Origin of the sequence: uncultured Pseudoflavonifractor sp. (genome assembly GCA_904419835.1) — a bacterium.
Classification (GTDB): domain Bacteria; phylum Bacillota; class Clostridia; order Oscillospirales; family Oscillospiraceae; genus Pseudoflavonifractor.
Window position 1 is genome coordinate 1 of record CAJFTA010000010.1, and the last position, 25815, is coordinate 25815.

Annotated in this window: 26 protein-coding genes and 1 riboswitch; of the genes, 1 reads left to right on the forward strand and 25 read right to left on the reverse strand. The window is 66.0% G+C overall.

Going from position 1 to position 25815, the window contains the following annotated elements; all coding sequences use genetic code 11:
* Positions 1 to 289: 289 nt before the first annotated feature.
* A complete protein-coding gene (gene rbr / locus QZY67_RS02860; RefSeq protein WP_295368445.1) occupies positions 290 to 823 on the reverse strand; it encodes a rubrerythrin in 534 nt (177 codons plus the stop codon).
* Between the two features lie 45 nt (positions 824 to 868).
* Complete coding sequence (locus tag QZY67_RS02865) at positions 869 to 1255, reverse strand: desulfoferrodoxin family protein (RefSeq protein WP_295368446.1); 387 nt, start codon at positions 1253 to 1255, stop codon at positions 869 to 871.
* A 229-nt stretch (positions 1256 to 1484) separates the two neighbouring features.
* Between QZY67_RS02865 and QZY67_RS02870 the strand changes: the two genes are divergently transcribed.
* A complete protein-coding gene (locus tag QZY67_RS02870; protein ID WP_294532541.1) occupies positions 1485 to 1883 on the forward strand; it encodes a hypothetical protein in 399 nt (132 codons plus the stop codon).
* A 167-nt stretch (positions 1884 to 2050) separates the two neighbouring features.
* Here the strand turns inward: QZY67_RS02870 and QZY67_RS02875 are convergent, their stop codons facing one another.
* From QZY67_RS02875 to QZY67_RS02985, 23 genes are all read right to left on the reverse strand, one after another.
* Positions 2051 to 3835 carry an ABC transporter ATP-binding protein gene (locus QZY67_RS02875; RefSeq protein ID WP_295368447.1) on the reverse strand — a complete coding sequence of 595 codons (1785 nt, stop codon included), beginning with the start codon at positions 3833 to 3835 and terminating at the stop codon, positions 2051 to 2053.
* A complete protein-coding gene (locus tag QZY67_RS02880) occupies positions 3832 to 5568 on the reverse strand; it encodes an ABC transporter ATP-binding protein (RefSeq protein WP_295368448.1) in 1737 nt (578 codons plus the stop codon). The genes QZY67_RS02875 and QZY67_RS02880 overlap by 4 nt, the downstream gene beginning before the upstream one ends.
* Positions 5569 to 5962: 394 nt before the next feature.
* Positions 5963 to 8371 carry a SpoIIE family protein phosphatase gene (locus QZY67_RS02885; protein ID WP_295368449.1) on the reverse strand — a complete coding sequence of 803 codons (2409 nt, stop codon included), beginning with the start codon at positions 8369 to 8371 and terminating at the stop codon, positions 5963 to 5965.
* A gap of 190 nt (positions 8372 to 8561) precedes the next feature.
* Positions 8562 to 9845, reverse strand: a complete 1284-nt coding sequence (gene hemL / locus QZY67_RS02890) for a glutamate-1-semialdehyde 2,1-aminomutase (protein WP_295368450.1) — start codon at positions 9843 to 9845, stop codon at positions 8562 to 8564.
* Positions 9845 to 10828, reverse strand: a complete 984-nt coding sequence (hemB, locus tag QZY67_RS02895; protein WP_295368451.1) for a porphobilinogen synthase — start codon at positions 10826 to 10828, stop codon at positions 9845 to 9847. Before hemB ends, hemL begins: the two co-directional genes overlap by 1 nt.
* Positions 10829 to 10879: 51 nt before the next feature.
* On the reverse strand, positions 10880 to 12370 hold the full coding sequence (gene cobA, locus QZY67_RS02900) for a uroporphyrinogen-III C-methyltransferase (protein WP_295368452.1): 1491 nt from the start codon (positions 12368 to 12370) through the stop codon (positions 10880 to 10882).
* Complete coding sequence (gene hemC, locus QZY67_RS02905; protein WP_295368453.1) at positions 12367 to 13230, reverse strand: hydroxymethylbilane synthase; 864 nt, start codon at positions 13228 to 13230, stop codon at positions 12367 to 12369. The genes cobA and hemC overlap by 4 nt, the downstream gene beginning before the upstream one ends.
* Positions 13227 to 13679 carry a bifunctional precorrin-2 dehydrogenase/sirohydrochlorin ferrochelatase gene (locus QZY67_RS02910; RefSeq protein WP_295368454.1) on the reverse strand — a complete coding sequence of 151 codons (453 nt, stop codon included), beginning with the start codon at positions 13677 to 13679 and terminating at the stop codon, positions 13227 to 13229. The genes hemC and QZY67_RS02910 overlap by 4 nt, the downstream gene beginning before the upstream one ends.
* A gap of 1 nt (position 13680) precedes the next feature.
* Complete coding sequence (gene hemA, locus QZY67_RS02915) at positions 13681 to 14877, reverse strand: glutamyl-tRNA reductase (protein ID WP_295368455.1); 1197 nt, start codon at positions 14875 to 14877, stop codon at positions 13681 to 13683.
* Positions 14878 to 14913: 36 nt separating this feature from the next.
* Positions 14914 to 15606, reverse strand: coding sequence for a precorrin-2 C(20)-methyltransferase (gene cobI / locus QZY67_RS02920; RefSeq protein WP_295368456.1), 693 nt, complete (start codon positions 15604 to 15606; stop codon positions 14914 to 14916).
* The gene (locus tag QZY67_RS02925; RefSeq protein WP_295368457.1) at positions 15603 to 16457 is read right to left on the reverse strand and encodes an ATP-binding cassette domain-containing protein; all 855 of its coding nucleotides are present in this window, start codon (positions 16455 to 16457) and stop codon (positions 15603 to 15605) included. Before QZY67_RS02925 ends, cobI begins: the two co-directional genes overlap by 4 nt.
* On the reverse strand, positions 16454 to 17233 hold the full coding sequence (cbiQ, locus tag QZY67_RS02930; protein WP_295368458.1) for a cobalt ECF transporter T component CbiQ: 780 nt from the start codon (positions 17231 to 17233) through the stop codon (positions 16454 to 16456). Before cbiQ ends, QZY67_RS02925 begins: the two co-directional genes overlap by 4 nt.
* Before the next feature lie 2 nt (positions 17234 to 17235).
* The gene (locus QZY67_RS02935) at positions 17236 to 17538 is read right to left on the reverse strand and encodes an energy-coupling factor ABC transporter substrate-binding protein (protein WP_295368459.1); all 303 of its coding nucleotides are present in this window, start codon (positions 17536 to 17538) and stop codon (positions 17236 to 17238) included.
* A gap of 13 nt (positions 17539 to 17551) precedes the next feature.
* On the reverse strand, positions 17552 to 18259 hold the full coding sequence (locus QZY67_RS02940; protein ID WP_295368483.1) for an energy-coupling factor ABC transporter permease: 708 nt from the start codon (positions 18257 to 18259) through the stop codon (positions 17552 to 17554).
* 47 nt (positions 18260 to 18306) lie between these two features.
* Positions 18307 to 18496: riboswitch (cobalamin riboswitch) on the reverse strand.
* Positions 18483 to 19274: a sirohydrochlorin cobaltochelatase gene (locus QZY67_RS02945; protein ID WP_295368460.1), complete on the reverse strand. Its 792-nt coding sequence runs from the start codon at positions 19272 to 19274 to the stop codon at positions 18483 to 18485. (Overlaps the previous riboswitch by 14 nt.)
* An 11-nt stretch (positions 19275 to 19285) precedes the next feature.
* Positions 19286 to 19930 carry a precorrin-8X methylmutase gene (locus tag QZY67_RS02950; RefSeq protein WP_295368461.1) on the reverse strand — a complete coding sequence of 215 codons (645 nt, stop codon included), beginning with the start codon at positions 19928 to 19930 and terminating at the stop codon, positions 19286 to 19288.
* A 2-nt stretch (positions 19931 to 19932) separates the two neighbouring features.
* A complete protein-coding gene (locus QZY67_RS02955; protein ID WP_295368462.1) occupies positions 19933 to 21432 on the reverse strand; it encodes a cobyric acid synthase in 1500 nt (499 codons plus the stop codon).
* 24 nt (positions 21433 to 21456) lie between these two features.
* Positions 21457 to 22503 (reverse strand): threonine-phosphate decarboxylase CobD, encoded by a 1047-nt coding sequence (gene cobD, locus QZY67_RS02960; protein ID WP_295368463.1) that lies wholly within the window; start codon positions 22501 to 22503, stop codon positions 21457 to 21459.
* Between the two features lie 33 nt (positions 22504 to 22536).
* Positions 22537 to 23511, reverse strand: coding sequence for an adenosylcobinamide-phosphate synthase CbiB (cbiB, locus tag QZY67_RS02965; protein ID WP_295368464.1), 975 nt, complete (start codon positions 23509 to 23511; stop codon positions 22537 to 22539).
* Positions 23508 to 24089, reverse strand: coding sequence for a histidine phosphatase family protein (locus QZY67_RS02970; RefSeq protein ID WP_295368465.1), 582 nt, complete (start codon positions 24087 to 24089; stop codon positions 23508 to 23510). Before QZY67_RS02970 ends, cbiB begins: the two co-directional genes overlap by 4 nt.
* Entirely contained in the window at positions 24080 to 24460 is a 381-nt protein-coding gene (locus QZY67_RS02975; RefSeq protein ID WP_295368466.1) for a bifunctional adenosylcobinamide kinase/adenosylcobinamide-phosphate guanylyltransferase, read from the reverse strand. Before QZY67_RS02975 ends, QZY67_RS02970 begins: the two co-directional genes overlap by 10 nt.
* Positions 24457 to 25227, reverse strand: coding sequence for an adenosylcobinamide-GDP ribazoletransferase (locus tag QZY67_RS02980; protein ID WP_295368467.1), 771 nt, complete (start codon positions 25225 to 25227; stop codon positions 24457 to 24459). Before QZY67_RS02980 ends, QZY67_RS02975 begins: the two co-directional genes overlap by 4 nt.
* A complete protein-coding gene (locus QZY67_RS02985) occupies positions 25224 to 25742 on the reverse strand; it encodes a bifunctional adenosylcobinamide kinase/adenosylcobinamide-phosphate guanylyltransferase (protein WP_295368468.1) in 519 nt (172 codons plus the stop codon). The genes QZY67_RS02980 and QZY67_RS02985 overlap by 4 nt, the downstream gene beginning before the upstream one ends.
* Between the last annotated feature and the right edge of the window lie 73 nt (positions 25743 to 25815).

The following is a 25815-nucleotide window of genomic DNA, read 5'->3' on the forward strand; positions in this document are numbered from 1 at the left end:
GCTTCCGGGGCATTCGATTCCACGCGAGGCGGGCGGCTGCCCCCTCGCGCTCCCCCGCCCCGACACAGCCCGATTCTGTTCAACCAAGGTTTTTTGACACGCTGAAAAACCGCCTTCCGATCTCCTATCGGAAGGCGGTTTTTTCTGTGCGCTGCGTTCAGCCGGCGGTCTGGCGGCGCACTGCATGCCCAGTCCGTGCTGGAAACTGCGAAGATAGAAGAGGGCCCGCGGCAAAGTGCCGCAGGCCCTCTGACACGCCCGGCGCGGGGAAGTCCCGGCGGGCTGGCATTTAATAATTCTTGGCCTGGAGCTCAAAATAGGCCTGGGGATGGGCGCACACAGGGCAGACCCCGGGGGCCTCCTTGCCCACGTGGATGTGGCCGCAGTTGCGGCACTTCCAGATGTACTCCTCGCCGCGCTTAAAGACCACGCCCTCCTCCAGATTCTTCAGGAGGGTCAGGTAGCGCTCCTCGTGCTCCTTCTCAATCTTGCCCACGCCGGAGAACAGGAAGGCCAGACGCTCAAAGCCCTCCTCCTTGGCCGTCTCGGCCATCTCCTTGTACATCTGGGTCCACTCCTCGTTCTCGCCGGCGGCGGCGGCCTTCAGGTTGGCCGCGGTGTCGCCGATGCCGCCCAGCTCCTTGAACCACAGCTTGGCGTGCTCCTTCTCGTTGCCGGCGGTCTCCTCAAAGATGGCCGCGATCTGCTCGAAGCCCTCCTTCTTGGCCTTGCTGGCAAAGTAGGTGTACTTGTTCCGGGCCATGCTCTCGCCCGCAAATGCCTTCCAGAGATTGGCCTCCGTCTTGCTGCCCTTCAGTTCCATTGCAAAAACTCCTTTCTGATGTTGGTCTTCTGTGTTGAATCGGACTCAGTCCGCGCTCTTCCAGTAGCCGTGGAGATTGCAGATTTCATAGGCCTTCACTTCGCCGTCGGCGCTGAAGGTGCGCAGTTCCGGCTTGTCGCCGGGCTTGGGGAATTTCATGGTGACGGTGTCGCCGCTGACGGCGGCAATCAGGGGGATGTAGTGCTCGTCAAGCATGGGGTGCTCCACCTCGCCCACCTTGACGGTGACGGAGTAGCCATGGCCGTGGGCGGCCTTTTCCACCACGGGAACATGCTTCTCCATGGCGCCGTCCGTGGTGTTGGGCGCCAGCTCCTCCATCTTCTCGCCGCAGCAGAACAGGGGCACCCCCTTATCCACCACCTTGAACACGATGTTGCCGCAGTGCGCGCAGCGGTACAGCTTCAGTTCCATCTTTTTTCCTCCCTCTCGGTTACAGAATATCAGGTCTTAATATCTTATGCAAGCAAAAATATTTCCTTTAATTAACAGTAATGATTACTGATATTATACTATCAGACTTCCCTGAAAAAAGCAAGCTATTTCGAAAAAAATTTTTACCGCTTCTAATCTCAGTATTCCGGCACATACTACGAGACGGATGGAGCACCAGCCAGAAATGCAAATTGACAGGAGGAACACAATGAAACGAACTTTTGCGCTCTTTATTCTGAGCTTGACGGTGGCGCTTGGCGCCACGGGCTGTTCTTCACAAAAAATGCCTGACGTGACCCCCACGCCCACGCCCGTCGTTTCCCCCGACATGCCTGACGGTACCCACAGCAGTCAGGCGCCCTCGGCGACGCCCTCCGCCATGCCCGCCCCCTCTGCCAGCGATGGCAGCTACTACTCCGACGAGAACGGCCATGTGGAGGGCGACGCCCAGAACAATATGGACAACGCGGGCGATGCCGCCAGAGACGCCGTGGACGATGCGGGCAATGCCGCCAGGGATGTCATTGACGGCGCCGGCCGGGCCGTGGAGGATATTGGAAGAGGCGTTGAGGACATCGGGAAAGGTGTGGAGCGGGCAGTAAAATAATTTAAGCCCCATTGCCTCCACGGAGAAAATGCCGCTCCTTCACCGGGGCGCGATGGCGAAAGAACGCATATGCACAGCGGCGCTGCAGCCAGGCTGCAGCGCCGCTGTGCCGTTTGGGGGCCAGCGGGCATGGTATCAAAGCGATTGCGCTCAATATCATATCCCTTTTATTCAAACTGACTGTAATAGAGCGCGGCATAGGCGCCTTTTTTCGCCAGCAGCTCCTTATGGCTGCCCTGCTCAATGATATTTCCGTGTTCCATGTACAGAATCATATCCGCGTCCCGAATCGTGGAGAGGCGGTGCGCAATCACGAAGCTGGTCCGCCCGCTCATCAGCTTCTTCATCGCCTTGCCGATCTCCACTTCCGTGCGGGTATCCACGCTGGAGGTGGCCTCGTCCAGAATAATAATAGGCGGGTTGCAGAGGAACACCCTGGCTATGGTGATGAGCTGGCGCTGTCCGGCGGACAGGTTGGCCGCCTCGTTGTCCAGCATGGTGTCGTAGCCCTGGGGCATGGTGCGGATAAAGTAGTCCACCTTGGCCGCCTTTGCCGCCGCAATGATCTCCTCGCGGGTCGCATCCGGCTTGCTGTACGCGATATTTTCGGCCACCGTGCCGCTGAACAGCCAGGTGTCCTGGAGCACCATGCCGAAGTTTTTGCGCAGGCCGCTGCGGGTCATTTCGGCGGCGCTCACGCCGTCCACAGTAATTTTTCCGCTGTTTACCTCGTAGAACCGCATCAGCAGATTGACCAGCGTGGTCTTGCCCGCGCCGGTGCTGCCCACCACGGCGATTTTCTGGCCGGGCCTGGCGGCAAAGCTGATATCCTTCATCAGCAGGTGATCCGGGCTGTATCCAAAGCTGACGTGTTCAAAGGCGATGTTGCCGTTTGCATGTTCCAAAACAGCGGGTTCCGCCGGGTCGGGGATCTCCTCCTCGCTGTCCAGCAGCTCAAAGGTGCGCCTGGCGGAGGCCAGCGCGGACTGCAGCGAGTTGATCATGAAGGACGCCTCTGTCAGGGGCTCCGCCGTCTGGTTGACATACTGGAAAAACGCCTGCACAACGCCCACCGTCATGGCTCCGTCCAGCATGGCCTTGCCTGCGATAATGGCAATTACCACATTGGCAAACCGGTTCAGCAGGCGGATAAGGGGGTTGACGCAGTTGGTCAAAAAGTCCGCCTTCTGGTTGGCGGCGCGGTTTTTCTCCGCGGCCGCAGTGACATGGGCAAGGCTCTCCTCCTCGTGGTTATATGCCTTGATGACATTCCGCCCGTTATAGTATTCCTCCACAATGCCGGTCAGCTCACCGATTGTCTCCTGGCGTTCAGCCGCGCAGAGCAGGTTCTTTTTGGCCACAATCTGGGTAATCACCACGCTGACGGCCATGAAGGCCAGAAAAATGCAGGTCAGAAAAGCGCTGTAATAGAGCATGACGGACAGAGAGCCGATGATCGTGCCTATGGCCACCACCAGCTTCAGCAGACCGGTCTGGAGCACCTCGGATATTTTATCCAGGTCGCTGGTGACACGGCTGAGGATCTCACCGGCTTTGTTCTGGTCAAAGAAGCGGAGGGGAAGCCGGTTGAGCTTTCGGGCGATCTGGTTTCGCAGTTCCAGGTTCAGGCTCTCCGCCACATTTGCCATCAGGTAGGACTGCAGATAGTAGAACATCCAGGTAAAGCAATACTGAATGCTCAGCTGTGTCAGTTCCTGTCCCATATTGGTCCAGGTGATGGAAAACGGAACGCCGTCCCTCCAGGCGGCCTGTATGCTCTGCCAGAGGTGGTCGACGACCACCGCGCTGAACATCGGGGTATAGATGCTCAGGCCCACATAGATCACGATGGAAACGGCGACAACAGCAAGGCGGGCGCGCTGTCTCTTCAGCTGGCCGAACAGCCGCGCCACAGTGCTCCGGCTGTTCGGGCTTTTCATCGTCCGGCTCATGCTTCCTGCGCCTCCTTTGTCTGCGATTCATAGATTTCCCGATAGACCGGGCAGTTTTGCAGCAGCTCGTCGTGGGTGCCGATACCGACCATCCGTCCCTCGTGCAGGACGACGATCTGGCTGGCATGCTGAATGGTGCTGACCCGCTGGGCAATGATCAGCACAGCGGCGTCTTTTGTCTCTCTCGCCAGCGTCTTTCGCAGCGCCGCGTCGGTTTTGAAGTCCAGCGCCGAGAAGCTGTCGTCAAAGATGTAGAGCTCCGGCTTTTTTACCAGGGCCCTGGCGATGGACAGGCGCTGCTTCTGCCCGCCGGAGAAGTTGGTGCCCCCCTGGGCCACAAAGGAATTGAGTCCGTCCGGCAGCGAGCGGATGAAGTCGCCCGCCTGGGCCACATCGGCCGCATGCATCAATTCCTCTTCACTGGCATTCTTGCTGCTGTAACGCAGATTGCTGGCTATGGTGCCGGAAAACAGCCAGGCCTTCTGCTGCACATAGGCCAGATGATCCCGCAGACAGCGCTGGGTCATCTGCCGGATATCGGTGCCGTTCAGGCTCACAGAGCCGCCGGTCACATCGTGGAACCGGAGAATCAGCGACGCAACGGTGGATTTTCCGCTGCCGGTACCGCCGATAATGGCGGTGGTCTCCCCCCGCCTGCATACAAAATTCAGGTGGCTGAGGGTATCCTCCTCCGCGTCGGCAAAGCGGAAGGACACGTCCTGGAAGGCCAGGATCTCATCGCCCCGCCCGCCGGACGCCTGGGGATCTTCAGAGACCATATCCTGAATTTCCGGCGTATGCTCCAGAACCGCCTGCACACGTCCGCAGCACTCCAGGGCGCGGGGCATGGTCAGAATCACCATCTGGGCCATCATCAGGAAATAGAGCACCATCATCGCGTACCCAATGACAGCGGTAATGTCACCGATCTGCAGGTTCCCGGTGCTGATCCGCCCGCCGCTGGTCCAGTAGACAATCACGACGAAAAGGTTGACGAACAGGAAGGAGAGGCCGTCCAGATTGGCAAAGCGCCGGTTCGCCTTAATCGATGTCGCGGCATAATCGGCGAAAGCCTCGCTCATACGTTTTTCTTCCCTGGCCTCGTTGTTAAAGGCCCGGACCACCCGAACGCCGGTAAGATTCTCCAGTAAAATAGTGGTCATCCGGTCCAGCAGCTTCTGCAGCCTTTTGAACAGCGGGGAGGCGCTTTTCATAATAAACAGCGCCAGCACAAAAACGACTGCTACCACAGCCAGCAGAATAAATCCCATCTGGATATCCAGGCGGAAGGCCAGCGTCAGGGCGACGACAAAGATCACCGGAACGGGCAGCACCATCTGAATAAAGCTGGTCAGCGCGAACTGGATGGTGGTGATGTCGGACACCGTCCGGGTGGTAATGGATGCGGTGCCGAAGTGCCGGAAGTCGTAGATGGAGAGCTTGAGGGATTTCTTATAGAGGGCTACCCGCATGTCCTTGCCCACCCGCGCGGACAGAGCGGCGCAGCTGTAGCCGCCCAGAATGGCGCAGACGCCGGAAATCAGCGATGCGGCCGCCATCTTCATCCCCGTGCTGAGCAGCACTTCAAAGGTCGCGCCGGAGGTCCCCAGATTGAGCATCTCTGCGGCAAAGGTGGAGATGATCAGGGCGCCCGTTACATCCGCAATCAGGAGCAGGATGGTTGCCGCACATAATTTCCAGTGTGGTTTTATAAATTGCAGAATGAGCTTCATGCTGTTATCAGTCCTTTTCCCTTTGTTAAAAAAGCGCCCGGTTATTCTTTCAAATAACCGAGCGCACTCGACATCTTTTCCGGTTTTTGCAGCTGCGGCTGTTAACCTTCCGATGAATATCAGTATTGAATTTTGCGGCCCTTTCTCCTTCCGTCCGGGAGCCTCCAGGTCTATTTGTATGAAATCGGACTTTTGGAAGTATATACGGACGCCTTCCATTTGTCAAGCTCTTTTACAAAAAATTCTTTGTGGTTTTACGGCTTGTCGCTGACCGCGTTTTGCTGGAGCGATATGTGTGCCATCCCGCTGTATTATGTATCCTCTCCCGGTCCCGCGCAGCAGGAAAGGACAGGGGAGGCGATGCCGGCAGAACCTGCACCGCCTCCCCTGTCCTTTATTGCGGGACCTCGCCATGAGACGCGGCCCTTTCCTTTCCGGATTGCTGCGTCTGCCTGGAAAACCGGAGGACCAGCGCGGTGCGGTCGTCCGGGCCAACCTCCTTGCCGTCGCTCCCGTCAATGAGGGCGCAGGCCAGGTCCTTGGGGCTGTCCCCTTCAAAGGCGGAGAACATGTCCCGGAGCCACTGATCCTCACCGCCGCCGGCCACCCCGTCGCTGACCAGCAGTACCATGTCTCCCGGCTCAAGCCTGAGGGTGGTCACATCGGGCGCGCCGCCCTCTCCCACGGAGAGACCGGCGGGCAGGGACGCGCCGGTGATGCGGGTCACGGCCTTTCCCTTCCGCACATAGGTGGGAGCCGCGCCGTACTTATAGACCCACATAGCGCCGGTGAACAGGTCCAGCCGCAGCAGATCGATGGTGGTAAAGCCGCCGGAGCTCTCCCCCCGGAGGGCAAGGGCGGAGCTGATGGTTCTCAGGGCGGTCTCCGGCGGGATGCCCGCCCGGAGGAACTGCTCCAGCAGCCGCACCGCCAGGGAGGAGTCCTTCTCCGCCGCCGCGCCGCTGCCCATGCCGTCGCACAGGAGCACGTACAGGCTGCCGTCGTCCAGCTTAAACCAGGCCCCTGTGTCCCCGCTGACGGTCTGGCCGTCCTTCTTCCGTGCCGCCACGCCGGCCACCGCCATAAAGGGCTCCGCCTGGGCGAAGACCAGCTTGTTCAGCCGCTTCCCCTCCTCCTCGCCGGCGGAGCGGAGAGGCACGCCCGCCAGGGCGGAGAGTTTTTTCAGCTCCTCGGGGGTCCGCAGGCTGTCCAGCCCACGGCCCTCGATCTCCACCCGCAGGCGGCCCGCCTGGTCGTAAAAGGCGGCGGTCTCCCCCTCCAGTCCCAGGGCGGTCAGGTGCTGGCGGATGCGCTTCTCCCGCACCGGGTCGGGCACCAGCTCCCGGCCGAACTCCGCCGCCGCCGTCCCCAGCACCTCGGCCAGGGCGCCGTACTCCCGGCACACCGCCGACCGGTTGTCCCTCAGGCGGGCGGCGTACTGCCGCCGGTAGAGCAGGCCCACCAGCTCCTCATTGGCCGCCGCCAAAAAGGCGGAAAACCGGAGGCACCGGTTGGAGAAGTGGGGCGGAAAGTCCTCCGGCTCTCCCCTGCCCCGGTCCAGCATGGCGGGAAGGGCGTCGTTGAGGGCGTTGAAGGTGGCAATATAGTCCCGCTGCCAGCAGGCCGCCTGGAGGGCGCATTTGCGGCACACCCGGTTGGCCGCCCGGTCAAAGATGGCGGCGGCGTCATTGTCGTTGGGGGCGGCGCCTCCCAGGCTCTGCCGCAGGGACTCCTGGAGGGACCGGAAGGCCCCCGCCGCCCCGTCCAGACGGTCCCGCAGGTACTCCTGGGCCTTGGCCGTGGTATCCCGCCGCCGCTCGGGCACCGAGAGAGCCGCCGCCCACCGGAAAGCCCGCTGAGGCAGCACCATAAAGATGACGGAGGCGATAAAGACCTCATAGAGGATGGAGATCTGGAGGCCGTTGTCCCAGGTCCACAGCACCGCCACCGCGTTGGCGATGACATAGGCCAGAGCGGCGAACAGCTTGCCCTGCCGCCGGAACACGCCGGTGATCAGCCCGGCGAAGCCAAAGGCCATGCTGTAAAAGGGTGCGCCTCCGGCGGCCACATCCATGGCCAGTCCGGCGGCCACGCCCGTCGCCGCCCCCACGCCGATGCCGCACTGGTACCCGGCTATCATCACCGCCAGGGCGGCGGAGAACCGGCCCAGAGAGATGGTGCCGTCAAAGAGGGTGATCTTGCTCATGGTGATGAGCACCGTGCCCCCCAGGATAAGAAAGCTGACCATCTGCCGCATGGTCAGCTCGCCGCCGTCCTCCTTCCGCTTCCAGGGGGAGAAGACAATGCGGTAGAAATAGACCGCTCCGGCGGTGAGAATCAGCTCGGTGGCAAAAAAGATGGTGTCCACCGTCAGCCAGCCCCGCTTGGACAGGTACACAAAGCCGGTGACAAAGTTCATGGCGGCCGACACGGCGGGCATGAACCAGGCCGACCGGTACACCTTCACATCATAGAAGGCAAAGGACACAGAAAAGATGAGGATGGCCGCCGCCACATACCGAAGTCCCTGGGTAAAGCCCTGAAAGGAGAGGTACCCGAAGCAGGCCCCCAGCAGGGCGGAAAAGCCGTCCAGCCCGGAGCCGGAGGCCCCCACCATGGCCAGCCCGAAGGGAGCGCAGCCGCCGAAGATCTCCGCTCCCGACAGCATGGCCCCCAGCAGGAGCCGGATCACGCACTCCGCCGTGCGTACCAGCGCCGGGGCCCGGAGCACCAGACGGCCGGTGTCCCGCATCTCCTCCCTGGCCCGGGCGGCCCGGGTTTTCAGCTTTTCTTTCGTCGCCATGTTCGCACGTCTCCTTTTTCCTCCCGGCTTGTCCCACAGGGAGGTGCATCGGAGACAGTATAATCCATTATATGGAAAAACTCAGTCGGAAACAGACAGGGTTAGAAAATAAATAAGTTGCAAAAAAGCGCCGTTCTCTCTATTTAGCAAAGAGAAAACGGCGCTTTCTGTCATAAATTTCTGAAAAATCTCAGGTCAGGCTGCTCAGCACGGCCCCGGCGGCCTCCAGGGTGCGGCTCAGGTCCTCATGGCTGTGGGCGGCGGAGACGAACATGGCCTCAAACTGGGCGGGGGCCAGGTAGATGCCCCGGTCCAGCATGCCGGCGAAGTACCGGGCGTACATGGCCACGTCGCTGCCCTTGGCATCGGTGAAGGTGTTCACGTCGGCGGGTGTGAAGAAGGGGGCCAGCAGGGAACCCACCTGGTTGATGTGGACTCCCGCGCCGGTGCGCTCCGCCGCCGCCCGCAGGCCGCCGGAGAGCTGCGCGGCGTAGTCCCCGATCTGGGTGTACACCTCCGGGTGGTCCTTCAGGTAGCGCAGCTGGGCAAGGCCTGCGGCCATGGCCACCGGGTTGCCGCTGAGGGTGCCCGCCTGATAGACCGGGCCGCAGGGTGCCACCTGCTCCATCAGGGCCCGGCTGGCGCAGTAGGCGCCCACGGGCATGCCGCCGCCGATGATCTTGCCGAAGGTGACAATGTCCGCTTTCACGCCGTAGTATTCCTGGGCGCCGCCCAGGGCCAGGCGGAAGCCGGTGATGACCTCGTCAAAGATGAGGAGGGCGCCGTACTTGTCGCACAGGGCCCGCAGGCCCTCCAGAAAGCCGGGGGCGGGGCCCACCACGCCCATGTTGGCGGCCACCGGCTCCACAATGACGGCGGCAACCTGGCCGGGATTCTGCTCCAGCAGGGCCTCCACGCTCTTCAGGTCGTTGAACTGGGCGGTGAGGGTGTCCTGCACCACCACCTGGGGCACACCGGCGGAGGTGGGGTGTCCCCCCGCCAGGGCGGAGGAGCCCGCCCCCACCAGGAGGCAGTCGGAGTGGCCGTGGTAGCAGCCCTCAAACTTGATGAGCTTGTCCCGGCCGGTGGCCCCCCGGGCCAGCCGCAGGGCGGACATGACCGCCTCGGTACCCGAATTGACCATACGCACCATCTCGATGTTGGGCACCAGCTCAATCATCAGCTCTGCGATCTCCACCTCCCGGGCGGTGGGCGCGCCGAAGGACAGGCCGTCCTTCACCGCCTTCTCCACCGCCTCCCGGATGACCGGGTGGTTGTGGCCCAGGATCATGGGGCCCCAGGAGCCCACGTAGTCCAGATATTTTCTGCCGTCCTCGTCCCAGAGATAGGCGCCGTCGGCCCGGGTGATGAACCGGGGGGCCATGCCCACGGCCCGGAAGGCCCGCACCGGGGAGTTGACCCCGCCGGGCAGTACACGCTTCGCCTGTTCAAAGAGCTGTTCGCTGCGGTCCATCAGCCGATATCCCCCTTCTTCATGGCCTGCGCCAATTCCTTGGCGTAGTAGGTGATGAGAATGTCCGCCCCGGCCCGGAACACGGAGACGGCGCTCTCGCACATAATGCGGTACTCGTCGATGAGCCCGGCGGCGGCAGCGGCCTTTACCATGGCGTACTCGCCGGACACCGAATAGGCCGCCAGCGGCAGGTCAAAGGCGTCCCTGCACTCCCGGATCACGTCCAGGTAGGCCAGGGCGGGCTTGACCATCAGGATGTCCGCCCCCTCCTCCACGTCCAGGGCGCACTCCTTGATGGCCTCCCGGCGGTTGTGGGGGTCCATCTGGTAGCCCTTCCGGTCGCCGAAGGAGGGCGCGGAGCCCGCCGCCTCCCGGAAGGGGCCGTAGAAGGCGGAGGCGTACTTGGCCGAGTAGGACATGATGGGCACGTTCCGGTACTCCTCGCCGTCCAGGGCCGCCCGGATGGCGCCGATGCGGCCGTCCATCATGTCGCTGGGGGCCACCATGTCCGCCCCTGCCCGTGCGTGGGAGAGAGCGGTTTTGGCCAGCAGCTCCAGAGTGGCGTCATTGTCCACCTCGTGGCCCCGCAGGGCGCCGCAGTGGCCGTGGTCGGTGTACTCGCACATGCACACGTCGGTGACCACATAGAAATCGGGGAACTCCTTCTTGATGACCCGGATGGCCTCCTGCACCACGCCGTGCTCGTCCCAGGCGGAGGAGCCCAGGGCGTCCTTTTTCGCAGGCAGGCCGAAGAGGATGCACCGGCCCACGCCGGCGTCCAGGCACTCCCGCACCGCCTCACACACGGTGTCCAGACCATAGTGGTACTGGCCCTCCAGGGCGGGGATGGGGCGGCGGCCCTTCAGGGTCTCGTCCACAAAGATGGGGTAGATCAGGCTGTCGGGGGACATGCGGGTCTCCCGGCACATCCGCCGGATGCTGTCGTTCCCCCGCAGACGGCGGGGACGCTGAATGAGTTCCATCATGCTGCTTCCTTTCCATGGGCGGTGTTCCGCCCGGATTGTTCCTGTTTTTTAGAACATGCCTCTGATTTTCTCCACCAAGGCGTCAATGGTGGCACGCTCGGCCACCACCACGGGAATGCCGTAGTCCCTGGCCTGAGCGGCGGTCTGCTCCCCGATGCACACGCCGGTGACGCGCCCAAAGGGGAAGTCCTCCCCCACGGTGGACACAAAGCCCCTGACCGTAGAGGCGCTGGTGAAGGTGACCAGGGCGCCCTCCTCCGCCAGCAGCCGGTCCCGCAGCTCCTCAGAGCGGGGGTTGTCGTACACCGTGCGGTAGACCGGGATGTCGTCATAGGAAATTTTAGCCCCATCCAGGGCGTCCGTCAAGGCTTTGGAGCCCAGCTCCGCCCGGAGCAGGAGCACCTTGCCCCGGGCCAGGCCGGCCAGGCCCTCGCCCAGATGGGCCGCGTCGTATACCTCGGGCACGTAGTCGGCCCGCAGGCCGCGCTCCAGCAGGGCCCTGGCGGTGCCGGGTCCGATGGCCGCCAGCTTCACGCTCCCCAAGGCCCGTGCGTCCCTGCCCATGGCCTCCAGGGTGTGCCAGACGGTCTCCACCCCGGCGGCGCTGGTGAACACCAGCCACTCATAGCCGGAGATGGCGTTCAGGGCCGCCTCCATGGCGGGGCAGGGCAGGATGGGCGCGGTCTCGATGCAGGGGTACTCCACCACCTGGGCCCCCAGGGCCCGCAGCCGGGCCGCCAGGGTGCCGGCGCGCTCTTTGGGCCGGGTCACCACCACGGTGCGGCCCTTGAGGGGCAGCGCGTCGAACCAGTCGAACTTGTCCGCCAGGGCGCACACCGGGCCGAAGATGCTGATGGCGGGGCTCTCGATATGGTGCTCCACCGCCGCCTGGGCCAGGGTGGCGGCGGTGGCGTTAATGCGGCGCTGGCCGGGGGTGGTGCCCCGCTCCACGATGGCGGCAGGGGTGTCCGGGTCCATGCCGGCGGCGGTGAGGCCGGCGCAGATGGCGGGCAGGCTGCTCACCCCCATGAGGAACACCAGGGTGCCCCTGGTGTGTACCAGGGCCTCAAAGTCGATGTCCAGGGCCTTGCCCGCCCGGGCGTGGCCGGTGATGATGTGGAGGGATGAGGTGAAGTCCCGGTGGGTCACCGGGATGCCCCCGTAGGCTGGCACGGCGATGGCGGAGGTCACGCCGGGCACCTCCTGGAAGGGGACACCGTGCTCCGCCAGCAGCTCCAGCTCCTCGCCGCCCCGGCCGAAGAGGAAGGGGTCGCCCCCCTTCAGCCGCACCACGTTCTTCCCTTCTCTGGCCTTATCCAGGAGGATGCGGTTGATCTGGTCCTGGGGCACCGGGTGGCGGGATGCCTGCTTGCCCACGTCGATGGCCTCGGCCCCCTCCGGGATGAGGGCCAGAATCTCCGGGGCCACCAGCCGGTCGTACACCACCACTTCCGCCCGCTCCAGGGCCTCCAGGCCCTTGCGGGTCAGCAGGCCCGGGTCCCCCGGACCGGCCCCCACCAGCGTTACCATACCGCTCATTCCGCCGCCTCCTTCATCCTGCGGGCCAGGGTCTCGCCCAGCTGCTCCGCCTCCGTCACAGGACCGGAAATCCGGTCCCGCCGTCCGTTTTCATCCATTCCGGTGAGTACCAGCGTGTCCCCGTCCACCACGCCGTGGGCCGCCACCGGCGAGGAGCAGCCCCCGTCCAGCACCCGGACAAAGGCCCGCTCGGCCAGGGCGCAGACGGTCCCCTCCCGGTCGGTCACAGCGGCCAGGCAGGGGTAGTCCTCCCCCGCCCGGGTCTGGACGGCCAGAATGCCCTGTCCGGCGGCGGGGATGATCTCCTCCGCCGTAAAGTACCGGGCGATGCGCCCCTCCAGGCCCAGCCGCTTCAGTCCGGCGGAGGCCAGCACCAGGGCGGCGTACTGCCCCTCATCCAGCTTCCGCAGGCGGGTGAGCACGTTGCCCCGCACCGGGGCCACCTCCATATCGGGATACAGCGCCGCCAGCTGGATGGCACGGCGGCGGGAGGCACAGCCGATGGGCAGGGACGCTTCCAGCTCCGTCTTTCCCGCGGGCAGCACCAGGGCGTCCCGGGGGTCCTCCCGCTTGGAGAAGGCCGCCAGGGGCAGCCGGGGGTCGGTCTCCATGGGCAGGTCCTTGCAGGAGTGGACGGTGATGTCCACCCGCCCCTCCAGCAGGGCCGCGTCCAGCTCCCGGACAAAGAGGCCCTTGCCCCCCACCTTGTCCAGGGTGCGGTCCAGAATTTTGTCGCCGGTGGTCTTCATGGTCACCAGCTCCAGCTCAATACCGGGGTCAAAGGCCCGGATGGCCTCCATCACCAGCTGGGACTGTTTCACAGCCAGGACGCTCTCCCGGCTTCCGATGCGCAGCTTCATCCTTTCCCCTCCTTCAGGGTCTCCCGGATGGCGGCGGCCGCTCTGGCCACCGCCTTATGGTCGTTATTGGCGGACACCACGCCGGCCACCAGCTCCTCCCCCAGGCACACCGCCGGAAAGAGGAAGGTGCACTCCTCCCGCCGGTCGGCCACGCTGACGGGGATGCCCAGGGCCCGGGCGTCCTCCCCCACCAGGCGGTTCACCGCCCGGTCGTCTGTGGCGGCCACGGCCAGAACCGCGCCGGCCAGATCGCCGGACTGATAGGGCCGCTGAAGCCAGCTGACGCCCTCTATATGCTCCTTCCACTCCGGGGCGACGAGGGTCACCCGGGCGCCGAAGGCCCTCAGCACCCCGGCCCGGCGGCAGGCGATGGCCCCGCCCCCCACCACAACGGCCTTCCGGCCGTTGAGGTCGATGAAGAGGGGAAAGCGAATCTCCTTCTGCTCCATGTCACGCCATCCTTCCGCCGTTGCGGGTGCGGATCTTCTCCTCGCACCTGGCCAGCTGTCCGGCGGTGAGCACGTCCTTCAGCCCGCCGGAGAGCAGCTCCACCGCCCGGCTCACCGCGTACTCGGCCACCTCGGCCCTGTCCAGCTCCTCCAGGTCGGGCCGCTCCAGCACCCGGTCGGTGATGTCCGCCTTGAGCCGCTCCAGCAGGGGCAGGCTCTCCCGGTAGTCCGCCCACTGGTAGAAGCGGGCGATCTGGCGCTCCAGGATCTCCTCCACCTCGGGGGGCGCCTGCCGCTGGAGGGCGGCGCCCAGGGCGTCCACGTTGAAGAGCTTCACGCCGGGCAGGTCCCCCGCCTCGGGCTGGATGTCCCGGGGAATGGCCAGGTCCACCAGCAGCTCCGGGGGCGTGCTGAGGGCGGCGAGTTCCCGGGCGGTGACGGTGTAGTGGGGGCTGGTGGTGGCGGAGAGGAGGATGTCCGCCCCCTCCATGGCGGCGTAGCGCGCCTCATAGGGGGCCACGGCGCAGCCCGCGGGCACCACCGTCTCCCCGTGGTGGTAGCTCCGCAGAGTCACGGTGACGGCGCAGCCCGCCTCCCGCAGGAGGGAGGCCGCCAGGCGGCCCATCTCCCCGTTGCCGATGACCAGGGCTTTCCGTCCGGCCAGGCCGCCGGTCTCCCGCGCCAGCACCTCCACCGCCCGGGAGGCCGCGGAGGCGGGCAGGGCGGTGAGCCGGGCCCTGGTCTTGATCGCCTTGGAGGCGGAGACGGCGGTGCGGAACAGGGTCTCCAGCACCGGGTCGGCGCCCCCCTGCTCCCGGGCGGCGGCAATGGCCGTCTTGACCTGGGTGACGATCTGGTCCTCGCCCCAGATCTGGGACCGGAGCCCCGCGGCCACCCGGGCCAGATGCCGGACGGCTCCCTCGTCCCGCCGGGTGACAAAGGCCTGGGCAAAGGGTGCGTAGTCCTGGCCGGCGGCGGCGCACAGCACCGCGCCGGGCTCCGGGCTCACCCCTGGCTGGCAGGAGAGGTAGATCTCCGTCCGGTTGCAGGTGGAGATGATGACGCAGCCCTGCACACCGGGCACGCTGCGCCTGATCTCCCCCGACAGCTCCCCCGCCTGGCTGCGGGTAAAGGACAGCCGCTCCCGCAGGGCGATGGGGGCCAGGCCGTAGTCCAGGCCGGACATGGATAGGTTCATATGTCGCACTTCCTTATCAAGGGCTTGCCGCCCCGCTTATGTCTCGTTCCGGCGCTCCCTGACCAGCACCACGGAGAAGTAGCCCTCGCCCTCCTCCAGCTCCTCCAGGCTGCGGTACACCCGCTCGCCCGCCATGCCGCAGTTGGCCACCATCTCCCCGTCCAGGCCCCGCTCCCGCAGCTTGTCCCGCAGGGCGGGCAGGCTTTTGCCCGCCTTCATGAAGGCCTTGTTGGCCGGGAAGTCCAGGCAGTCGTCCACGCCCTCATAGGAGGCGGGCACCACCAGCAGCCGCTCCGCGCCCTCGCACAGGGAGGCGCCCAGCCGGGCCGCCACCGCGCAGATGGAGGGCACGCCGGGGATGAGCTGGGCGTCATAGCCCCGGGCGAGCACCTTCCTGTGGACGTAGATGTAGGTGGAGTAGAGGGTGGGGTCCCCCAGGGTGATGAAGGCCACGGTCTTCCCCTCGTCCAGCAGGGCGCAGATCCGCCCGGCGATCTCCTCATAACAGCCGTCCAGCAGGGCCTTGTCCCGCACCATGGGGGTGGGACAGGGCAGGAGGGTCTTGCCCTCCACCACGTCCCTGACAATGTTCAGGGCGGTCTTCTCCCCGCTGCCCTTGTCGGGCACGGCCACCACGTCGGCCTCCAGCAGAATGCGCCGGGCCTTCAGGGTGAGCAGCTCCGGGTCTCCGGGGCCCACCCCCACGCCGTACAGTTTTCCTCGGTTCATGTCGGTCCCTCCTGTTTCAATAGGCGCAGCAGCTCCCGCCGGACCTCGCTGATGGTGGCGGCGGACACGTCGGTGTCCAGCCCGTCCTGCTCCCGCAGGATCTCCATCAGGTGGGCCATGCGGGGCAGGCGCAGCTGGTTGGCCCGGAGCACCTCCGGTTTGGAGAACAGCTCTCCCGGCGTGCCCTCCAGCAGAACCCGGCCCTGCCCCAGCAGGTAGGCGTAGTCGCAGGAGAGGGGCACCACGTCCATGTCGTGGGTGGCCAGGAGAATGGTCATGCCCAGGCTGTCCCGCAGCCTTGACAGCAGGTGCATCAGCTCGCTGACCCCGCGGGGGTCCAGCCCGGCGGTGGGCTCGTCCAGAATGAGCACCTCCGGCTCCATCACCAGCACGCCGGCGATGGCCACCCGCTTCTTCTGTCCAAAGGACAGGGCGTGGGTGGGCTTGTCCCGCAGGGCGGACACGCCGGTGCGCTCCATGGCCAGCTCCACCCGGCGGCGGACCTCCGCCTCGGGCAGGTCCAGGTTCACCGCGCCGAAGGAGATGTCCCGGTACACGTCGGCGGAAAAGAGCTGGTCGTCCGGGTCCTGGAACACGATGCCCACCCGGCGGCGCAGCTCGGCGATGCCCTTCCGGTCCCGGCGGACCGGCGCCCCGTCCAGCAGCACCTGGCCGGAGGCGGGGCTCAGCACCCCGTTCAGGTTGAGAAACAGGGTGGATTTGCCCGCGCCGTTGGCCCCCAGAATGCCGGTGATCTTCCCCTTTTGGGCCTTGAGGGAGATGTGGTCCAGGGCCACGGTGCCGTCCTCATAGGTATAACACAGGTCCCTGGTCTCAATGGCGGCGTTCATCCTGCCACCCTCCTCTCCAGACAGAATACCAGCAGCTGCCCCAGGGCCACCCCGGCCGCAGTGGGGTAGAGCCAGCGCCCCGGCCGGTAGTCCCCGGACAGGGTGGCCAGGCGGTTGGCGTAGCCCCGGGACTCCAGGGCGGTGTACACCCGATCCGCCTTGCGCCAGGCCCGCAGAAACACCACGGAGATCAGCGTCCCCAGGGAGGAGAGGGACCGGCCCAGGCCCTGATACCCCAGCCGGGACTCCTGGGCGATGCGGATGTTGGAGGCCGTCTCAGACAGCACAAAGATAAACCGGTAGATGAGCTCCATCAGCTCCACCAGCAGCCGGGGTACGCGGAGCTTCTCCAGAGCCATGGTCACGTCGGTGACCGGGGTGTTCAATGTGAGAAAGTACATGCACGCCACCGCGCCCATGGCCTTGCAGAACAGGGTGGACGCCTGCTGGAGTGCGGCGGCGTCAAAGCCCCACAGCCGCCCGCCCACAGGGACCGCCGCCAGAACGGCGGTCCCCTCCGGGTAGCTGTGAATCAGTATGGTAATGCTGCCGATAAGCAGAAATGCCAGGGGAATCTTGAGAAAGTGGAGATAGACCCGGGGCGACAGTCCGCCCAGCAGCCGTGTCAGCACCCCCATGCCCGCCAGGGTGGCCAGCCCCACCGCGATGCTGTCGCAGCACAGGCAGAGCACCAGGCTCACCGCCGTCAGCAGCAGCTTGGGCATGGGGGACACCCGCCGCAGCCGGGACTGATAGGCGTAACGGTCGGTTCCCATGGTCAGTCTGCCCCCTCGTCCTGTTTCCCCTCTCCGGGCCGTCTGGTGATCCGGCCCAGCACAAAGCCCACCACGCCGGCGCCGACGGCCGCCTGAAGGGCAAAGAGCAGTGACTCAATCTCCCCGCTGGCAGGCTCCAGGATGGGCTCAAACCAGGGCTCGTAGTCGGGGTTGAGCTCCTGAATGGCCTCCTCGGCCTGGCCGTCGGCGCCGCCAAACTCGGCGTTGGGCAGGAGCCACAGGGGAATGGCCGCCAGCAGCACAGTCAGCGCAATCAAAATCAGGTTTTTCTGCCATACCTTCATCTCGTTTCCCTCCTCACACCACGCGGAGCGCCCGGAGCTCGCTCCTGCTGTACTTCTCCAGCACGTTGAACACCACCACGGTCAGCAGTCCCTCGGCAATGGCCAGGGGGATCTGGGTCACGGCGAAGATGGTGAGGAACTTGAGCATGCCGTCCCCGGTGGCCAGGGCCAGCTGGATGGAGGTGACCACATAGGTCAGCAGATCCCCCAGGGCGGCGGCGGCAAAGACCGCCACGGCGGCGGGGGCGCCCGCCCTGCGCAGCAGCTTGTACACCGCCCAGGACACGATGGGACCGGCCACCGCCATGGAGAAGGTGTTGGCGCCCAGGGTGGTCAGGCCGCCGTGGGCCAGCAGCAGGGCCTGGAACAGCAGCACGATGAGGCCCAGCACGGCCATGGCGGCGGGCCCGAAGAGAATGGCGCCCAGGCCCACGCCGGTGGGGTGGGAGCAGGAGCCGCTGAAGGAGGGCAGCTTCAGGGCGGAGAGCACAAAAGCGAAGGCCCCGCACATGGCCAGCAGGATCTTGGTCCTGGGGGCCTGCTCAATCTTTTTCCTGATGGAGATCAGGCCGGCGGCCACAAAAGGGACGCACACCACGCCCCAGCCGATGGCCCAGCCCACCGGCAGGTAGCCCTCGGCGATGTGCATGGCGGAGGCCCCCGCGGTGAGGGCGGCCAGCAGCACGGTCAGGACGGCGCACGTCCTGACCCATCGGTTCATTGTACATGATTTCATACGTTTTTTCATCCTTTCCTATCGTCCGTAGGTTGGTGAATTGGGGGCCGGCCAGGTTTTCCGGCTTGAGCCTCTCCGCCTCCGGACGCCTTCCCAGGCGCGCCCAGTGGCCGTTGTCCGGCGGCTCTTCTCTTACGGCAGCGGGACTGCGCGGGATTCTCACCCGACTTCCCTCTTCCGGCCCACGCTTCCATCTATGTGAACGGGATCAGTCCCGATTGTCTGCCGCCTGCCGGGCGTGGCCGGCAAAGAGCTGCTGGATGCCGGGGAACTCCCCCAGGCCCCGCAGGTCGCACGCCACCCCATAGCCCGCATGCTCCAGGGCGTTTTTCCAGGAGTCGGGCTCCTCCCCGGCCAGGTCGTTGCGGGCGTGGTCGCCGGCCACCACCATCAGGGGGTGCAGCGCGGCCTTGCGCACCTCCGGCCGCTCGGCGAGCCGCCGCAGCACCTGCTCCAGGCCGGGATAGCCCTCCACCGTGCCGATGACAATATCCTTCCGGCCCATGTCATGGAAGAGGTACTCCAGCTGGGTGTAGGACGGGTTCACATAGTGCTCCGTGCCGTGGCCCATGAATACATGGGCGGTGTCCGCCCGCTGCCCGGGCAGCTGCGCCAGGATGGCCTGGGCCACCGCCTCATAATCCTCTACGGAGGTGAGCAGGGGCTTGCCCACGGCCAGCCGGGCGAATTTGTCCCGGTAGGGCGCCGCCTGGGCCATGAGCTTGTCGTACTCCGCGCCGTTGATGACGTGAGTGGGCTGGATGACCACGTCGGTCACCCCCTCCCCCAGCAGCTGCTCCAGGGCCTGGGCGGGGCTGGGCACCTCGATGCCGTCCCGCTCCCTCAGCTTGCGGCAGATCATGCCGCTGGTAAAGGCCCGGATCAGGCTCCGGTCAGGGAAGGCGGCGGCGAGCTGCCGCTCAATGGCCCCGATGGTCCGCTCCAGGGTATCCTGATAGCTGGTGCCGAAGGAGACGGCCAGAATGGCTTTCTTGTCCATGGATATCCTCCTTACTCCCGGGCGTTGCCGGAGGCCTGATAGAGAATGGCGTTGCAGATGGCGGCGGCCACGTTGCTGCCGCCCTTCCGGCCCCGGGCCACAATGTGGGGTGCGTCCATGGTGAGCAGCAGCTCCTTGGACTCCACCACGTTCACAAAGCCCACCGGCACGCCGATGACCAGGGCGGGGCTCACCCTGCCCTCATCCATGAGCTGGCACAGCCGCACCAGGGCGGTGGGGGCGTTGCCGATGGCGAACACCAGGGGTCCCTCCAGCTCCGCCGCCCGCTCCATGGACACGGTGGCCCGGGTCTCCCCCCGGGCCTTGGCCTGGGCGGCCACCTCAGGGTCGGACATGAAGCACACCGCCCTGCCGCCGAACTTCTCCAGCACCCGCTTGTTCACCCCGGACCAGGCCATCTGGGTGTCGGTGACAATGGTGCAGCCGTTCCTGACGGCCTCGATGCCCCGCTCCACCGCGCCGGGGGAAAAGACCAGGTTGCCGGCGTAGTCAAAGTCGGCGGTGGTGTGGATGACCCGCTTTACCACCGGCAGCACCTCCGGCGGGAAGCTCCGTTCCCCCAGCTCGGCGGTGATGATCTCCATGCTCCGCTGCTCAATCTCCGCGGGGGCCACCCGCTGCAATTCCACCTTCATGCTCATGCCTCCCCGTTCAGGATGCGGTAAATCCGCTCCATATCCAGTGCAGACCGCACCCCGTCGGCCAGGGCGTCGTACTGCTGTTCTTTATATACCTTCCAGTCCACCGCGGCGGCGGAGGCCTCCAGCCCCCGGCGGCGGCGCAGGCAGTTGACCAGGGCCGCGGCGCACTCCGCCCGGTCAAAGATGCCGTGGATGTAGCAGCCCCACACATTGCCCGCCGCCGCGCCGTCGGTGTGGGCCGCGCCGTCCAGGGTGCGGAAAGAGAGGATGGGGCCGCCCTCTGTATGAGTTGTGCGGCCCATGTGGATCTCGTAGCCCTCAAAGGGCGCCCCCGCCATGGGGGCGAAGTCCCCGCCGCAGGCATCAAACTTGCCGCTGACCCGGGTGCGGGTCTTTTCGCCGAAGAACACCGTCTCGGTGGGCAGCAGGCCCAGTCCGGCCATGCTGCCGCCCCCCTCCACCCCGCCGGGGTCGGAGACGCTGCGGCCCACCATCTGATAGCCGCCGCAGATACCCGCCACGCACCCGCCGGCGGCGGCGTGCTTGAGGATGGCATTTTCCAGCCCGCTCTGGCGGAGCCAGCGCAGGTCGCCCATGGTGTTCTTGGTGCCGGGGAGGAGAATCAAATCCGGGCTGCCCAGCTCCCGGGGTGAGGACACATACCGGAGGGTCACCTCCTCCAGCCGCTCCAGGGGGTTGAAGTCGGTAAAGTTGGACAGGCGGGGCAGGCGGATGACCGCGATATCGATAAGGCCCACCTTTTTCCCCGGCTCCAGGCGCTGAGAGAGGGAGTCCTCGTCGTCCACGTCCACCTTCAGCATGGGCACCACGCCCAGCACCGGCTTGCCCGTCAGCTCTTCCAGCTGCTTCAGGCCGGGGCGGAGAATCTCCACATCCCCCCGGAATTTGTTGATGACAAAGCCCTTGATCCGCGCCTGCTCGTCGCTCTCCAGCAGGGCCACTGTGCCGTACAGGGAGGCGAACACGCCCCCCCGGTCGATGTCCCCCACCAGCAGCACCGGCGCGCCGGCCAGCTTGGCCATGCCCATGTTGACAAAGTCGTCCTGCCGCAGGTTGATCTCCGCCGGGCTGCCCGCCCCCTCGATGACGACAATGTCGTACTCCTCCGCCAGGGACTGGTAGGCCGCCAGGACCTCGGGAATCAGTTTTTTCTTATACTGGTAGTATTCAGAAGCCCGCATAGTACCCCGGGGAATCCCGTTGACGATGACCTGGGAGCCGGTGTCGTTGGTGGGCTTGAGGAGCACCGGGTTCATCCGCACCGACGGGGCCACCCCCGCCGCCTCAGCCTGGACCACCTGGGCCCGGCCCATCTCCAGCCCCTCCTCGGTGATAAAGGAGTTGAGGGCCATGTTCTGGGCCTTGAAGGGGGCCACCCGCCAGCCGTCCTGCCGGAACACCCGGCACAGCCCCGCCGAGAGCAGGCTCTTGCCCGCGTTGGAGGCGGTGCCCTGAATCATAATCGCCTTTGCCATTCCAGTCGTATCCTCCCTGTACCGTCAGTTTTCCACCAGAACCGCCCGGAGTGTGGAAATCAGCCGCTCGTTCTCCCCGGGCAGGCGCACCGCCGCCCGGTAGTAGTCGGGGCCCAGGCCGTCGTAATTGGCGCAGGAGCGGAGGAGGATGCCCCGCGCCGCCATGCGCTCCTTCAGGTCGTACTGTCCGGTTGCCCGGAAGAGCAGGTAGTTGGCCTGACCGGGCCACACCTCCAGCCCCAGCCCGCGCAAGGCCGCCAAGAGCGCTTCCCGGGCCGGGCCGATGACCGCCCGGGCCTGCTCCGGCCAGCCGGGCCGTTCCAGGGCTGCCAGCCCCGCCGCCTGGGCCGGAACCGACACTGCCCAGGCCGGGGCGCAGGCCTCCATCCGCTCCAGCAGCGCCCGATCGGCGGTGAGGCAGTACCCCAGCCGCAGGCCGGGGATGGCGTAGCTCTTGGTGAAGGCCCGCAGGAGGATGAGGGTGGGGAATTCCTCCAGCCGCCCGGCCAGTCCCTGGGCGCCGTCGGTCAGCTCCAGAAAGCACTCGTCCACCACCAGCCGGACCCCCATCTCCCCGCACCGCCGGGCGACGGCCTCCAGCAGCGCCGGGGGGATGGTCCGCCCCGTGGGGTTGTTGGGGGTGCAGAGGAAGAGCATGTCCAAATCGCGGCCAATGGGCCGGAGGATGTCCTCCGTCAGGTCAAAGCCGTCCTCTTTCCTCAGGCGGTGGGAAATGACCTCCGCCCCGGCGGCCCGGAGGGCCTGGCCGTACTCGGAGAAGGTGGGGGCGGTGACCATGGCCCGGCGGGGCCGCTGGGCCCACACCAGCCGGAAGATGAGGTCGGCCGCCCCCGCGCCGCAGAGCACCTGCTCCGGCCTCACCCCGTCCCGGGCGGCGATGCCGGCGGTGAGCCGGCGGCAGGCCGGGTCGGGGTAGTGAACTGCGTCGGCGATGGCCGCCTCCGCCGCCGCCTTTACCTCGGGGGGCATGCCCAGAGGGTTGAGATTGGCGGAGAAGTCCAGCACCGGCGCGGGACAGCTCCAGATATCGCCGCCGTGGGTGTACTGCATGGCGTTCACTTCCTCTTCTGGGGTTGGCCGCCCCTACAGCGCCAGGGTCACCAGCAGCGGCACGCCGCAGCACAGCACCAGCGCGAGAAAGGCGGTGGCGTACATGAGCCGGTTCACCCGGACAATGTCCAGGGGCTCCACCGGGTGGTCGGCATCGCCGATGGCGGGCTTGTCCACCAGCTTGCCGAAGTAGTAGTTGGGCCCGCCCAGCTGGATGTGGAGGGCGCCGGCGGCGGCGGCCTCGGTGTGGGCGGAGTTGGGGGACTTGTGGTTCTTCCGGTCCCGGCGGAAAATCCGCAGGGCGTTGGGTCCGTCAAAGCCGGAGAAGCCCGCCCCCAGGCACATGAGCAGTCCCGCCAGCCGGGCGGGGATGAAGTTCACCAGGTCGTCCAGCTTGGCGGCGCAGCGGCCGAACCAGAGGTAGCGGTCGTTCTTGTAGCCCACCATGGAGTCCATGGTGTTGACCGCCTTGTAGGCCATGCCCAGGGGCGCGCCGCCGATGGCCAGGAAGATCAGGGGGGCGATGACGCCGTCGGAGGCGTTCTCCGCCACGGTCTCCACCGCCGCCCGGGCCACGCCCGCCTCGTCCAGCCGCTGGGTGTCCCGGCCCACAATCATGGACACCGCATGGCGGGCCCCCTCCAGGTCGCCGGCCTTCAGGGCCTGGTACACCTTCATGCTCTCCCCTTTGAGGGAGCGGGTGGCCAGCAGCTGGTAGCACAGGACCGTCTCCGCCAAAAACCGGAGCCACAGCCCCACCTGCCCGCACAGCCACAGCACCAGCAGGGTAAATCCGCCGGACAGGGCCAGCACCAGAATCACCAGGGCCGCGCCTCCTGCCAGCTCGCCGCCCTGACGCTTGGGAAAGAGCTTGCGCAGCGTCTTCTCCAGAGCGGCGATGAGGGAGCCGATGGCCCGGATGGGGTGGGGGAGCCAGCTGGGATCCCCCAGCAGCAGGTCCAGGAAAAAGCCCAGCAGCAGGGCAAAGAGCCGCAGGGTTACCGTCATACCTTGGCCCTCCCTACGGCTGCAAAGACCCGCAGCGCCAGGGGATCGGTCTCCAGCTCCGCCCGGTAGCCGCTGCAGTTGGGCAGCATCCAGTCGTAGTAGGACCGCTCCGGCAGGCCGAATTTAGCGAGCATGCTCATGAAAATGCCTCCATGGGCCACAATTCCCGCCCTTTTCCAGCCCTTTTCGGCCACATCGGCGGCGATGTCCCGGAGGGCCTGGGCCGCACGGGCGTTGCAGTTCTCAATGGGCTCACCGATCTCCAGCTCTCCGTTGAGCCACCGCTGGTACACCGGATCTCCGTCCAGTTCGGCGTGGCACTTGCCCTCGTAGGGGCCGAAGTCGGTCTCCTTCAGGTTGTCCACCACGGTCTGCTCCACCCCGGGCCACAGGATATCCGCCGTCTGACGGCAGCGGAGCAGGGGGCTGCGGTAGATGTGCTCCACCGGCGGCAGCGTGGGGGCCACTTCACGGGCCAGCGCCTCCCCTTCCGGGGCCAGGGGCTGGTCCAGCCGCCCCACAAAGCGCCGCTCCAGATTGCCCGGCGTAATGCCGTGGCGCACCAGGATCAGTTCCATGCCGAGTCCCCCTTCAATGTCATGGGAATGCCGCAGAAAATCCGCTCCACGGCGTCCGCCCGCTGGGCCAGGGCGCAGCAGAGGCGGCCCACCGCCTCCCGCCAGGCCCGTTCTTCCCGGGCGATGGGCACCACACCGCATCCCACCTCGTCGCAGAGAATCACGATGCCGGGGTTGACCGCCAGCAGTTCTTCCAGTGCGGCGAGATGGTCAACCGCCGGATTGGCCTTCACCCAGGCCTCCAGGTGGTACAGGATGGGCTTGTCCGCCGCCTGGGCCGGGTCAAGGGCCACCGCGGCGGGGTCCGCCCCCGTCTTGTTCAGCGCGTAGTCCAGCTTCCCCTGGCCCGCGCCCCCGATGATGAGCCTCACAGCAGCACCTCCGCCCGCTGGGCCAGGGCCGCCAGCAGCACCATGGCGCACTCGCACACCTGGAGGAAGTATCCGGCCAGGTCGCCGGTGACGCCGCCGAACTGTCGGCGGGACATGGCGATATAGTAGAAAAAGCTGCCCGCCGCGGCCAGCACCGCAGCGCCCCCGGTCCAGGGGGAGAGGCACACCATGGCAATGGCGCAGGAGCCAATCCACACCGCCAGCACCACCTGGGCCTTCGCGCAGTCCATGGGGGCGGTGAAGGTGGCCAGCAGGCCGCTGCCCCGGGCGTTGGGCTGGGTGACAGCCGCCAGGCCGGACAGGCTGCGGGAGAGCACCGGCGTCAGGGCAAGGACGCCCATGGTCTCGAGGGAGGGCGTCTCCACCTGGCACCAGGCGGCGAAGAAGAGAATCAGGTACACTCCGCAGCAGAATACGGCGAAGGCGCCGGTATGGGAGTCCTTGAGGATCTCCAGCTTCTTCTCTCTGGTCTGGTGGGAGCCCAGAGCGTCGGCAGTGTCGCAGAAGCCATCCACGTGGATGCCGCCGCTGACGGCGATGGGGATGAGCAGGGCCACTGCCGCCCGCAGGGGCGCGCCCAGGCCCAGCGCCTGGGCCAGCCACAGCCAGAAAAACAGCAGCGCGCCCGCCGCGATGCCCACCGCCGGGAACCAGCACAGGGCCCAGGACAGGCTCTTTTTATCCCACTCCACCCGGCGCGCGGGCAGCTTGGAGTACATGGCCAGGGCGATCCAAAAGCTCTTCATTCCCCTTCCCCCTTCCAGCGCACCGGGATGCCGCACACAACCTCGTACACCCGGTCCGCCAGCTCAGCCGCCGCCCGGTTGAGCCGGGCCAGGCAGGAGAGATAGTCCGCCGTCTCCTTGTCGTACTCAATTCCGTCGGAGAACAGCTCGTTGGCCACCACCACCGCCAGGGCGGCGCGGTCCTTTATCCTGTTCAGCCCGGAGCGCACCCGCTGCTCCGCCCCGGCGCGGCCCACGCCGAACCACTCGTTGGCCGCCAGGTTGGTCAGATCCTCCAGCAGCAGGGCACAGCCCTCAGGCACGCCGGCCCCTTTCAGATCCACCGGGCATTCCAGGGTGGCAAACCCCTTGCCCGCCCGCATGGCCCGGTGCCGGGCCACCCGGGCCTCGCCCTCGGCATCCCACACCTGCATGGTGGCCACATATATCTTTGTTTCCAGTCCGGAGGCGGTAATCAGATCCTCGGCAAAGGCCGACTTCCCGCTGCCGCTCCCGCCGGAGACCAGAATCAGCATTGCCGTCTCCTCCATTCCCCTCATGAAATCAAAATCCGTGCGCAGCAGGACATGCGCCTGCGGAGCACACCCT